This is a genomic window from Shinella sp. S4-D37 (assembly GCF_040812195.1).
GTDB lineage: Bacteria > Pseudomonadota > Alphaproteobacteria > Rhizobiales > Rhizobiaceae > Shinella.
In genome coordinates, this window is record NZ_JBFNXL010000005.1 from 380598 (window position 1) to 393047 (window position 12450).

Here is a 12450-nt window from a genome sequence, read left to right on the forward strand (position 1 = left end):
CATGGCGGAGACACGCAAAACCATGGAACCGATCCTCACCGTCCGCGACCTGAAGGTCTCCTTCACGACGCCGGACGGGGATGTCGATGCGGTGAAGGGTATCGACCTCGACGTCCGCCCCGGCGAGACGCTTGCGGTGGTCGGCGAGAGCGGCTCCGGCAAGAGCCAGACCATGATGGGTATCATGGGTCTGCTCGCCGCGAACGGCCGGGTCTCCGGCTCGGCGAAATATCGCGGGCGGGAGATGGTGGGGCTTCCCCCCAAGGCGCTCAACGCGATCCGCGGCGCGAAGATCACCATGATCTTCCAGGAGCCGATGACCTCGCTCGATCCGCTCTATCCGGTCGGCAAGCAGATCGCCGAAGTGATCGTGCATCACCGCGGCGGCACGCGCAAGGAGGCCCGGCCGCGCGTGCTTGAGCTTTTGAAGCTCGTCGGCATTCCAGAGCCGGAGCGCCGCATCGACAGCTATCCGCACGAAATGTCCGGCGGCCAGCGCCAGCGCGTGATGATCGCCATGGCGCTCGCCAACGAGCCGGACATCCTGATCGCCGACGAACCGACGACGGCGCTCGACGTGACGATCCAGGCGCAGATCCTCAAACTCCTGCGCGACCTGCAAAAACGCTTCGACATGGCGATCGTTCTCATCACGCACGACCTCGGTATCGTCCGGCATTTTGCCGAGCGGGTCGTCGTCATGCGGCGCGGCGAGATCGTCGAGCAGGGGGGAACGGCGGATATCTTCGAGAACCCGCAGGCCGACTATACGCGCATGCTGATCGAGGCCGAGCCTTCCGGCCGCAAGGCGCCGCCGGCGGAGGATGCGCCGATCATCCTCGAAGGTCGCAATGTCGTCGTCGACTACAAGATCGACGGCGGTTTCCTGAAGAAGCGCGCCAACACCTTCCGCGCCGTCGACAATGTCGGCATCAGCCTGCGCGAGGGGCAGACGATCGGCGTGGTGGGCGAATCCGGCTCGGGGAAATCGACGCTCGGTCGGGCGCTGCTCAGGCTCATCTCCAGCAAGGGGGCGTACCGCTTCGGCAAGACGGATATTTCCGGCCTCGACCGGACGGGCATGCGGCCGCTTCGGCGCAGCATGCAGATCGTCTTCCAGGATCCCTACGGTTCGCTCTCGCCGCGCCAGACGGTCGGCGAGATCATCACCGAGGGACTTTACGTGCACGAGCCGCAGCTTTCACGGGCCGACCGCGACAAGCGGGCGATCGCGGCGCTGAAGGAGGTGGGGCTCGATCCGGTGGCCCGCAACCGCTATCCGCACGAATTCTCGGGTGGCCAGCGGCAGCGCATCGCGATCGCGCGGGCGATGATCCTGAAGCCGCAGGCGGTGATCCTCGACGAGCCGACCTCGGCGCTCGACCGCTCGGTGCAGGGCCAGGTGATCGAGCTCCTGCGCGATCTCCAGTCCCGCTACGGCCTCTCCTATGTCTTCATCAGCCACGATCTCTCGGTGGTGCGCGCCATGAGCGACTATGTGGTCGTGATGAAGGACGGCAAGATCGTCGAGGAGGGGCCGACGGACGCCATTTTCAGCGCGCCGCGGGAGGATTATACAAAGACCCTCATTGGCGCGGCCTATAATATCGGGCCTTGAGCAACAGGAGACCGGATGGCCGAAGGCCGCTTGCCCCATATCGTGCTCTTTTCGGGCGGCACCGCGTGCCGCACGACCAATCTGGCGCTGCTTTCCAAGCCGGTGCGGCTGACGCGCATCGTGCCGGCCTGGGACAGCGGCGGCAGTTCGAAGATCATCCGCGAAAGCCTCGGCGTGCTGGCGGTCGGCGATATCCGCCAGGCGCTGATGACCATGGCTCATGGCGAAGGCCGGGCGGGCGATGTCGTCAAGGTCTGCAATGCGCGCATGACCAGCGGCGCCGAGGAGGACGCCCGCACCGAATTCGCGCTCTATGCCGAAGGCCGCCATCCGCTGCTGGAGCGCATGGAGCCGGGTCTGCGCGGCGCGATCCTCAATTACCTGCGCACCTTCCGCGCGGCGATCGGCGCGGATTTCGATTTCCGCAACGGCAGCATCGGCAATTTCATCCTGACGGGCGCGCATCTCGCCCATAACAGCGACATCAACACCGCCATCTTCGTCTTCCGCAAGCTCTGCGACATCGCCGGCCATGTCTGGCCGTCCACGACAGCGGACGGCGTCGACCTCTCGGCCGTGCTGAACGACGGCAGCCGCGTCGAAGGGCAGCACAGGGTGACGGCGCTCGACGATGCGGCGAGCGAGACCGGCATCCGCGACATTGCGCTGTCCGGCCGGGACGGCGCCGGCGTGCCGGCCAACGAGGCGGTGCTGGAAAGCCTCGAAAGCGCCGATGCCATCGTCTTCGGCCCCGGCAGCTTCTTCACCAGCGTCCTGCCGCATTTCCTCGTCGAGGGCATCGTGGCGGCTATTGTGCGCAACGTCCACGCGCGCCGCATCTTCATCGGCAACATGCTGCAATGTCGGGAGACCCGCGGGCTGGATCTGGCGCGCATGCTGGAGATCGCCGCGGCGCTCTGGCGGCGGCAGGAGGGCGCGGATGCGCGACCCTTCACCCATGTCCTGGCGAACCACCAGCTCCTGCCCTTCGAGAAGAGCGTCGGCCCCTTCGCCTATCTGGGCAACGGCGCGCTGGAGGATGTGGGCGCGCGGCTCGGCATCGAGCGGGTAATCGGCGAGTTCGAGGACCCCTGGCAGCGCGGCCAGCATGACGGCCGGGCCGTCGCGGATGCGCTCAGCTCGCTCTTGCCGCCGTGACCCCGCCTTTTCCCGCCGGCATCCACCCCCGCGCCTTCGCGAAGGCGAGGAAGTCGTCCGCGCCCATCGGCCGGGCAAAGGCATAGCCCTGCAGGACATGGCAGCCGAGGCTGCGCAGCAGCTCGGCATGCGCCAGCGTCTCGACGCCTTCGGCCACCGTCTCGATGCCGCGCACCTTGCCGATCTCCACGATCGAGCGGACGAGGCTCTGCTGGGCGGTGGATTCGAGCAGGGGCAGCACCAGGCGGCGGTCGATCTTCAACCGCTGCGGCGACAGTTCCAGGAGGCTGAGGATGGAGGCGTGTCCGGTGCCGAAGTCGTCGATCTCGATATCGATGCCGAGGGTCTTGATGTCGTCGATGGCCTGCTTCAGCCCGTCGTCGAACGTATCGAAGGAAATCGATTCCAGAAGTTCGAAGGTCAGCGAGCCGGGACGGATGTTCATGGCGCGCAGTTTTTCGAGGAGGCGGTCGTCGCGCAGGCGCTGGCAGGAAACGTTGACGGAGACGCGCGGGATGCCGAGCCCCTGTCCCTCCCACCGCATGGACTGGAACAGGGCCTGGTCGAGGATCGTCTCGTCGATGCGGGCGACGACATTGAGGCTTTCGGCCACCGGCAGGAAGATATCCGGCGCGATCATGCCGCGCGTCGGGTGCCGCCAGCGCGCCAGGGCCTCGACGCCGACGATCTCCAGCGTCTCGGCATCGAACTGCGGCTGGAAGAAGGGATGGAATTCGCCTTGCTCTAGGCCGCGCAGGATGTCGTCGCCGAGCCGCTTGACCTCGACGGTGCGCAGGCGCAGCTCGTCGTTGAAGGTTTCGACGCGGTTGCGGCCGCGGCGCTTGGCCTCGTAGAGCGCGATGTCGGCGTTGACGAGCAACTGTTCGGCCGATTCCTCCGCATCGTTGCGCGTGGCAATGCCGATGCTGGCGCCGATGCGACAGTCGTGGCCCTCGATCGCCATCGGCTTGCTGATCGCCGCGATGAGGCGGGCCGAGAGCGCGCTGAAATCGGCCTTCTCCGGGCCGCGGCGCGACAGCAGCACGAATTCGTCGCCGCCGATGCGGGCGATGAAGTCCTCCGCCGGGATATGGGTGCGCAGCACGCCTGCGGCTTGTTTCAGCACCTCGTCGCCGGCGGCGTGGCCGAGCGTGTCGTTGATGTCCTTGAAGCGGTCGAGGTCGATGTGCAGGAGGGTCAGGGGGCGGGCATCCTCGCCGGTGCCGGCAAGGGCGATCTGCTGGTCGAGGAAGCGCCGGTTGGGAAGCCGGGTGAGGGCGTCGTGCAGCGAATTGTGCTCCAGCACGAGACGGGCGTCTTCCAGCGCGCGGTTCTGCGCCTCGGCCGTCAGCTTGGCCTCGAGCAGTTCGGCCTGCAGGCGATTGTCTTCCGTCACGTCCCAATTGGCGCCGACGATGCGTTTTGCGCCCGACGAGGTGCGGTAGGTCATGCCGTGCGCGCGGATGTGGCGGATGTCGCCGTCGGCGGTCAGCACGCGGAAACCCGTAAGATAAGGCCGTTCGGCGTCGATGGCATTGGTGAAGACGCGTTCGGCCTCCTCCAGGTCGCCGGGATGGAGCGCGGCGCGCCAGTCCTCGTAGCGGCAGATCGGCTGGTCGGGCGTCACGTTGTAGAGCGCGCGCATGCGGGCGTCCCAGGTGAGGGTCGCGGTTTCCGTGTCATATTCCCAAACGCCGACCTGGGAAGCGTCGAGTGCGAGCTGCAGGCGCTGCGAGACGGTTTCGAGCCGGTCCTCCCGGTCCTGGAGCGCCAGGATATGCCGGTGGCGGTCCTTCATCAGGTAACCCACCCAGAACATCGGCGCGACGATGATGACGGCCAGCAGCGCCAGGCCGGCGCGGAAGATGGCGAGGTCGGCGGAGGGCTGGTGCCAGCCTTCCTGCGGCGTCGCCCACATGGTCCAGGCTTCGTGGCCGATGTCGATGGTCATCACCACGGGATCGGCGTCGACAGGGGCGGCCGTGCTGAAGAAGGTGCGCGCTTCGCCGCCGACATGCGGCCGGCTGGAAAGCGAGACGGCGACCGCGAGGTCCTCTCCGAAGCCGCTGTTCGCGAGAAGCTTGTCGAGGTCGATCACGGCGGAGGCGATGCCGATGAAGGCATTGTTCGGTCCCGCATGGATCGGGTAGCGCGCGATCACGCCGCGCCCGCCCTGCACCAGGTCGACCGGTCCGGTGACGATGAGCCGGTCGAGCGCCTCGACCTGCATGGCGGCGGCGCGCTGGCGCTCGTTCTTGCGGTAGTCGAGGCCGATGCTGCGCTCGTTGCCCTTGACCGGATAGACGAGCGAGACGACGAAGTCCGGCGCGATGGCGAGATTGCGCAGCTGGGTGTCCTTGTGGAAGATGCGGCCGGCAAGGTCGGCAAAGCGGCTCGGCGACATGTCGGGTTCGCTCGAGAGCGCCGCGACGAGGCCCTGCACGAGATTGATGTCGCCCTGGATATTGCCTTCGAGGCGCGAGCGCAGCACGCCGAGCTGTTCCGTGGTGAAGGAGCGTAGATATTCCTCCTCCAGCCGCTGCTTCTGGGAATCGGTAAGCAGAATGGCAATCAGCACGGCAAACGCGACGACGACGGCGGGGATGTAATATCCCAGCCCCTTGAGGGAAAGCTGCGCATGCCGGTCGTTCATCGCGTTCCATCTGTCTCCGCGCGTCCTGGTTGCGTCGGGCAAGGGCCTGCCTGGCGCCGGTGACCGATGGACGATGGCAGATGCAGCTTAATATTTGCTGACGGGAATATAGCTTTATCGGCGGCAAGAGCCGTTCGTGTCGCCGTCCGGGGCTTTCCGACACGGCCAATTCTGGGATAGTCCTTCGCACGGTCGATGCGGAACGAGGACAGGGGGCAGGTTTGCCGGCGGACAAGGACAGGGCGCAAGGCGTGTTCGGCGCGCTGCTCAGGGCCATCATCGAGGAAAGCCCGCTGAAGGCCGCCGGCTTCATCGTCACCATCTACGGCGATGTCGTGGAGCCGCGGGGCGGCGTCGTGTGGACCGGCAACCTCATCGAGACCTGCGCGGCCGTCGGCATCAGCGAGACGCTCGTGCGCACCGCCGTCTCGCGTCTCGTTGCCGCCGGGCAGCTTTCCGGCGAGCGGGAAGGGCGGCGCAGCTTCTATCGCCTGGCCGCGCCCGCCCGGGCCGAATTTGCCGCCGCGGCCCGCCTGCTGTTCGGCCCGCCCGAGCCGGCGGACTGGCATTTCGTGCAGTTGACGGGGACGGCGCCGGACGAGGCGATGCAGGTCCTCGAGCGGGCGGGCCATGCCCGGCTGGGCCCGCGGCTTGCCGTCGGTGCGCGCCCCCTGCCGCTTCTCGGGCAGCCGGCCGTCGTCTTCCGGAGCGAGGTGGTGAGCGGCGCGCAGGACCTCGGCGCCTTTGCGGCCGACCATTGGAACCTGGCGCTGCACGCCGAGGCCTATCGGGGGTTCCTCCGGCGCTTCGGGCGCCTGGCGGATCTGCTCGCGGGCGGGATGCGGCTTGGCGCGGCGGAAAGCCTCGTCGCGCGGCTGGTGCTCGTGCACCAGTTCCGCCTCGTCGTGCTGCGCGATCCGCGTCTGCCGCAGGCGGCCTTGCCGGCGGACTGGCCGGGGGATGCGGCGCGTAAGCTCTTCGCCGGCCTCTATCTCGGCCTCTCGCCGGAGGCGGACCGGCATGTCGCCCGCCATTTCGTCACCGCGGCCGGCGCCCTGCCGGACGAGAGCGAAGCGACGCTGCGCCGGCTTTCGCTGCTGCGCGCGGCGATCCGGGCCGACTTTCCATAGGGAAAGGCGTGGTTTGTGCTATGATGACGGCTGCTGCAATGAGACGTCACATAAATTGGAGGAATCGTCATTGATTTGTGACGTATCGAGTGCTAAATAGATAACCGATCGGTCGGTCAATGTTTCGGGAGGAGCGGATCGGCCCTTGGATATCAGGGAGGAAGCCGCGTGTCCGAAGCCTTTATCTGCGATGCCGTCCGCACGCCCATCGGTCGCTATGGCGGGCTGCTGTCGTCGGTGCGCGCCGATGATCTAGCGGCCCTGCCGCTCTCCGGGCTGATGGCGCGCAACCCGCAGGTCGATTGGTCGAAGGTAGACGACCTCATCTACGGCTGCGCCAACCAGGCGGGCGAGGACAACCGCAATGTCGGCCGCATGGCCGTGCTGCTCTCGGGTCTTCCCGTCTCCATTCCCGCCACCACCGTCAACCGTCTGTGCGGCTCCGGCATGGATGCCGTCGGCATGGCCGCCCGGGCCATCCGCGCCGGCGACTGCGATTTCGTCATCGCCGGCGGCGTCGAGAGCATGAGCCGCGCGCCCTTCGTCATGCCGAAGGCCGAAAGCGCCTTCTCCCGTTCGAACGCCGTCTACGACACGACGATCGGCTGGCGCTTCGTCAATCCGAAGATGAAGAAGGCCTTCGGCGTCGATTCCATGCCGCAGACCGCCGACAACGTCGCCGCCGACTTTGCCGTCAGCCGCGCCGACCAGGACGCCTTCGCCGCCCGCAGCCAGGCCCGTTGGGCCGCCGCGCACGAAGCCGGCCTCTTCGCCGACGAGATCGTGCCCGTCTCCGTGCCGCAGAAGAAGGGCGATCCGCTCGTCGTCGATACCGACGAGCATCCCCGGCCCGGCACCACGGCCGAGCAGCTTGCCAAACTGAAGGGCGTCAACGGCCCGGAGCTTTCCGTCACCGCCGGCAACGCCTCGGGCGTCAATGATGGCGCCGCTGCGCTGCTCATCGCCAGCGAAGCGACCGCGAAGGCTGAGGGCCTGACGCCGAAGGCGCGCATCGTCGCCATGGCGGCGGCGGGCCTCGAACCGCGCATCATGGGATTCGGCCCCGCCCCGGCGGTGCGCCGGGTGCTGGAGCGCTCGGGCCTGACGCTCGGCCAGATGGACGTCATCGAACTCAACGAAGCCTTCGCCGCGCAGGCGCTCGCCGTGCTGCGCGACCTCGGCCTGCCGGACGACGCGGCGCATGTGAACCCGAACGGCGGGGCCATCGCGCTCGGCCATCCGCTCGGCATGAGCGGCACTCGGCTCGTCACCACGGCCGCCTACCAGCTCCACCGCCAGGGCGGGCGTTATGCGCTGTGTACTATGTGCATCGGTGTCGGCCAGGGCATCGCCATCATTCTCGAACGCGTCTGACGCGTAAAGCCAGGAGGAAAGACCATGTATGCCCAGATGGTGAAGACCGATGCCGCCCGCGTCCGGTCCCTCGACGAGATGGATCCCGTGGAGCGCACCTTCCAGGAACGCATCGACGCCGGCCAGAAGATCGAGCCGAAGGAATGGATGCCGGAAGGCTATCGCAAGACGCTGGTGCGCCAGATCAGCCAGCATGCCCATTCGGAAATCGTCGGCCAGCTTCCCGAAGGCAACTGGATCACCCGCGCGCCGACGCTGGAGCGCAAGGCGATCCTGCTTGCCAAAGTGCAGGACGAGGCGGGCCACGGCCTCTACCTCTACTGCGCCGCCGAAACGCTCGGCATCAGCCGCGACCAGATGTACGAGCAGCTGCATTCCGGCAAGGCGAAATATTCCTCGATCTTCAACTATCCGACGCTGACCTGGGCCGATATCGGCGCGATCGGCTGGCTGGTCGATGGCGCGGCCATCATGAATCAGGTGCCTTTGCAGCGCTGCTCCTACGGCCCCTATGCGCGGGCCATGGTGCGCATCTGCAAGGAAGAGAGCTTTCACCAGCGCCAGGGCTACGACGTGCTGATGAAGATGGTGAAGGGCACGACGGCGCAGAAGGCCATGGTGCAGGACGCGCTGAACCGCTGGTGGTGGCCGTCGCTGATGATGTTCGGCCCCTCGGACGACGCTTCCGTGCATTCGGCTCAGTCGATGGCGTGGAAGATCAAGCAGAATTCCAATGACGAGCTGCGCCAGAAATTCGTCGACCAGACGGTGCCGCAGGCGAAATATCTCGGCCTGACCGTTCCCGACCCGGATCTCAAGTGGAACGAGGAGAAGGGCGGCCACGATTTCGGCGAGCCGGACTGGGAGGAGTTCTTCAACGTAATCGCCGGCAACGGACCCTGCAATGCGGAGCGCCTCGACGCTCGCAAAAAGGCCTGGGACGACGGCGCCTGGTTCCGCGACGGCCTGACCGCCCATGCCGAAAAGGCGACTGAGCGCCGCGCTAGCGCCAAGATCGCCGCCGAATAGTTTTGGGAGAGAGCACGATGTCCAGCGAATGGCCGCTTTGGGAAGTCTTCATCCGGGGTCAGCACGGCCTCAACCACCGCCATGTCGGCAGCCTGCACGCGCCCGACGCCGAAATGGCGATCAACAATGCCCGCGACGTCTATACGCGCCGCAACGAGGGCGTCAGCATCTGGGTGGTGAAATCTGCCGAGATCACCGCCAGCGCCCCCTCGGAAAAGGGACCGCTGTTCGATCCGTCGAATTCCAAGGTCTACCGTCACCCGACCTTCTTCGACATTCCGGACGAAGTGGGGCACATGTGATGGCGACCGCGGCGCTCGATCCTGCGGCCCGCCAGGCCGCGCTCTTCGAATTCCTGCTGCGCATCGGCGACAATGCGCTGATCCTCGGCCACCGCGTTTCCGAATGGTGCGGCCATTCGCCCGCGCTGGAGGAGGATATCGCGCTCGCCAACACCGCGCTCGACATGATCGGCCAGACGCAGCTCTGGCTCGGCCTTGCAGGCGAGGTGGAAGGCAAGGACCGGACGGCGGACGACCTTGCCTATCTGCGTGACGGCTACGAATTCCGCAACATCCTCATCGTCGAGCGCCCGAACGGCGATTTCGGCAAGACGCTGATGCGCCAGTTCCTGTTCGATGCCTGGCACTACCTACTCCTGAAGGCGCTGAAAGGCTCTTCGGACACGCGTATCGCCGAGATCGCGGAAAAGGCCTTCAAGGAGGTTTCCTACCATCTCGACCGCAGTCGCGACCTCGTCATCCGCCTTGGCGACGGCACGGCGGAAAGCCACCGCCGCATGCAGGCGGCGCTGGACGAACTCTGGCCCTTCACCGGCGAGATGTTCATGAGCGATGCGCTGGATGCCGAACTGGTCGAGGCGGGCATCATCCCGGCGCCCGAAAGCCTCAAGGCCGGCTGGGACGAGATCGTCGCGGAGGCGCTTGCCGAGGGCACGCTGAAGAAGCCGGCCGGCGGCTACATGCACAAGGGCGGCCGGCGCGGCGTGCACACCGAGCATCTCGGCTTCATCCTCACCGAGATGCAGTTCCTCCAGCGCGCCTATCCGGGCGCCACCTGGTAGGAGGCGGCCATGGACCCGGCACTCCGTCCCTCGATCGACGAGGTCTGGCACTGGCTGTCGAAGGTGCCGGACCCGGAAATCCCGGTCATCTCGCTCACCGACCTCGGCATCATCCGCGATATCGCCTGGCGGGACGATACGCTGGTGGTGACGGTGACGCCGACCTATTCCGGCTGTCCCGCCACCACGATCATCAATCTCGATATCGAGGCCGCGCTCGCCGAGAAGGGCCTCGACAAGGTGAAGCTGGAACGCCGGCTCTCGCCCGCCTGGACGACGGACTGGATCAGCGCCGAGGGTCGGGAAAAGCTGCGCGACTACGGCATCGCCCCGCCGATCGACGGCACGGCGGCCGATGGCGTCTTGATGAAACGCGTCGACCGGCTTTCCGGCCGCTCGAACCTGACCATCGCCTGTCCGCGCTGCGGATCGGCGAACACCGAAAAGATCAGCCAGTTCGGCTCGACGCCCTGCAAGGCGAGCTATCGCTGCACCGACTGCCTGGAACCGTTCGACTATTTCAAGTGCATCTGACCCATAGGGAGAGGGCCCGCGCATGGCACGTTTTCATCCCCTGACCGTCACCGACATTCGCCGCGAGACGCGCGATGCGGTCGTGGTCACGCTCCGGCCGGCCGAGGAGGATCGCGCCGTCTTCGATTTCACGCAAGGCCAGTACCTGACCTTCCGACGCAGGTTCGAGGACGAGGAACTGCGCCGCTCCTATTCGATCTGCGCCGGCAAGGACGAGGGTGTGCTGAAGGTCGGCATCAAGCGCGTCGACGGCGGCTGCTTCTCCACCTGGGTCAACGAGAACCTGAAGCCCGGCGACACGCTGGAGGCGATGCCGCCGATGGGGGCATTCTTCACCGCGCTGGAGCCGGAGGCGGCAAAACACTATCTCAGCTTTGCCGGCGGCAGCGGAATCACGCCGGTGCTCTCGATCATCAAGACGGTGCTGTCGCGCGAGCCGCGCGCCCGCTTCACGCTGGTCTACGCCAACCGGCAGATCAGCTCGATCATGTTTCGCGAGGAGCTGGAGGACCTGAAGAACCTCTATCTCGGCCGTCTCTCCGTGCTGCATGTGCTGGAAAGCGAGGCGCAGGACATCGATCTCTTCACCGGCCGCATCGACGGCGAGAAATGCGCCGCCCTTTTCCGCAACTGGATCGATCCGAAATCGGTGACGACCGCCTTCATCTGCGGCCCGGAGCCGATGATGCTGGCCATCGCCGCCGCGCTGCGCGAACACGGCCTTCGCGACGACCAGATCAAGTTCGAACTCTTCGCCTCCTCGCAGCCCGGCCGAGCGCGGCGCAAGGTGGAGCAGGCGAACGGCGCGGACCAGGGCGGAAGCTGCGAGGCGACCGTGACGCTCGACGGCGCGACGCGCACGTTCAAGTTCCCGAAGCAGGGCCAGAGCCTGCTCGACGCCGCGCTCGAGAATGCCATGGACGCACCCTATGCATGCAAGGCGGGCGTCTGTTCCACCTGTCGCGCCAAGGTTCTGGAAGGCGAGGTCGAGATGGAGACCAACCACGCGCTCGAGGACTACGAGGTGCGCCAGGGCTATGTGCTGACCTGCCAGTGCACCCCGCTCACCGACCGCATCGTCGTCAGCTACGACCAGTAAGGGAGGCCGCCATGACCGATACGATGCCGATCGAGGATTACCTGGCCAAGGGTGGCGTTCTTTCCTCGCCCGCCAATGTGCCGCCGCGCTATCGCGGCGAACTCTTGCGCCTGATGGCGAGCTTCGTCGACAGCGAACTGGCCGGTTCCGCCGGCTTCGCCGATACGATCAACGACGCGCCCGGCATCCAGGAGCGCATCTCGGCCGCCCGCATCGTGCTGGAAAAGGCCGATCATGCCGGCAAGGTGCTGAAGGTCATGGAGACCTTCGGGGCGGATGGCGGGCGCTATGCCGTGCATCATCCCTGGGCCGAACGCCTTTCCCGCGAGGCCGATATCGGCGCTGCGCGGCGGGAGGGCGACATGCGCCTCTCCGTCTTCCACTACCCGCTCGAAGGCTGGGTGGATGCGGTGGTCATGAACGTGCTGATGGGCCGGGCGAGCGTTGTCCAGCTGAAGGAGCTGTCACGCGTCTCCTACCAGCCGCTCGCCGAGGTTTTCCGCGCCATCCTGCCGCGCGAGACGCGCCATGCCGAACTCGGCCTCGCCGGCCTCGCCCGCATCGTCGATGACGAAGAGGGGCGCGCGAAAGCGAAGGCTTCCGTCGCCTACTGGTATCCGCGCGTTGCCGCCAGCTTCGGCCATTCCGGCTCGGCCCGCTTCGAGACGCTGTCGCGCTTCGGCTTGCGTCACACGCAGAACGAGACCCTGCTGGCCGAATGGCGGGCGGAGGTCGATGTGCAGCTTTCTGCACTTGGATTGAACTGAAAGG

Annotated in this window: 11 protein-coding genes; 10 read left to right on the forward strand and 1 reads right to left on the reverse strand. The window is 66.6% G+C overall.

Annotated features, from left to right (window positions below; translation table 11 throughout):
- The first annotated feature begins 1 nt into the window (after position 1).
- Together AB3G45_RS09350 and AB3G45_RS09355 are read left to right on the forward strand one after the other, a co-directional pair.
- Positions 2–1618, forward strand: a complete 1617-nt coding sequence (locus AB3G45_RS09350) for an ABC transporter ATP-binding protein (protein ID WP_367830284.1) — start codon at positions 2–4, stop codon at positions 1616–1618.
- Between the two features lie 15 nt (positions 1619–1633).
- Entirely contained in the window at positions 1634–2776 is a 1143-nt protein-coding gene (locus AB3G45_RS09355) for a gluconeogenesis factor YvcK family protein (RefSeq protein WP_367830285.1), read from the forward strand.
- On the opposite strand, the gene AB3G45_RS09360 is transcribed toward AB3G45_RS09355, so the two are convergent.
- On the reverse strand, positions 2754–5429 hold the full coding sequence (locus AB3G45_RS09360) for an EAL domain-containing protein (protein WP_367830286.1): 2676 nt from the start codon (positions 5427–5429) through the stop codon (positions 2754–2756). The genes AB3G45_RS09355 and AB3G45_RS09360 overlap by 23 nt on opposite strands.
- 221 nt (positions 5430–5650) lie before the next feature.
- On the opposite strand from AB3G45_RS09360, the gene paaX reads away from it, so the two are divergent.
- The 8 genes from paaX (at position 5651) to AB3G45_RS09400 (ending at position 12446) form a co-directional block, all read left to right on the forward strand.
- Positions 5651–6559, forward strand: coding sequence for a phenylacetic acid degradation operon negative regulatory protein PaaX (paaX, locus tag AB3G45_RS09365; protein ID WP_367830287.1), 909 nt, complete (start codon positions 5651–5653; stop codon positions 6557–6559).
- Between the two features lie 168 nt (positions 6560–6727).
- Positions 6728–7933, forward strand: a complete 1206-nt coding sequence (pcaF, locus tag AB3G45_RS09370; RefSeq protein ID WP_367830288.1) for a 3-oxoadipyl-CoA thiolase — start codon at positions 6728–6730, stop codon at positions 7931–7933.
- A 24-nt stretch (positions 7934–7957) separates the two neighbouring features.
- Complete coding sequence (gene paaA, locus AB3G45_RS09375) at positions 7958–8962, forward strand: 1,2-phenylacetyl-CoA epoxidase subunit PaaA (RefSeq protein WP_367830289.1); 1005 nt, start codon at positions 7958–7960, stop codon at positions 8960–8962.
- A gap of 17 nt (positions 8963–8979) precedes the next feature.
- On the forward strand, positions 8980–9264 hold the full coding sequence (gene paaB / locus AB3G45_RS09380; RefSeq protein WP_244762581.1) for a 1,2-phenylacetyl-CoA epoxidase subunit PaaB: 285 nt from the start codon (positions 8980–8982) through the stop codon (positions 9262–9264).
- The gene (gene paaC / locus AB3G45_RS09385) at positions 9264–10046 is read left to right on the forward strand and encodes a 1,2-phenylacetyl-CoA epoxidase subunit PaaC (protein ID WP_367830290.1); all 783 of its coding nucleotides are present in this window, start codon (positions 9264–9266) and stop codon (positions 10044–10046) included. Before paaB ends, paaC begins: the two co-directional genes overlap by 1 nt.
- 9 nt (positions 10047–10055) lie before the next feature.
- Positions 10056–10580, forward strand: a complete 525-nt coding sequence (gene paaD / locus AB3G45_RS09390) for a 1,2-phenylacetyl-CoA epoxidase subunit PaaD (protein ID WP_367830291.1) — start codon at positions 10056–10058, stop codon at positions 10578–10580.
- Between the two features lie 22 nt (positions 10581–10602).
- Positions 10603–11679: a 1,2-phenylacetyl-CoA epoxidase subunit PaaE gene (gene paaE / locus AB3G45_RS09395; protein WP_367830292.1), complete on the forward strand. Its 1077-nt coding sequence runs from the start codon at positions 10603–10605 to the stop codon at positions 11677–11679.
- A gap of 11 nt (positions 11680–11690) precedes the next feature.
- The gene (locus AB3G45_RS09400; protein ID WP_367830293.1) at positions 11691–12446 is read left to right on the forward strand and encodes a Phenylacetic acid catabolic protein; all 756 of its coding nucleotides are present in this window, start codon (positions 11691–11693) and stop codon (positions 12444–12446) included.
- Positions 12447–12450: the final 4 nt, after the last annotated feature.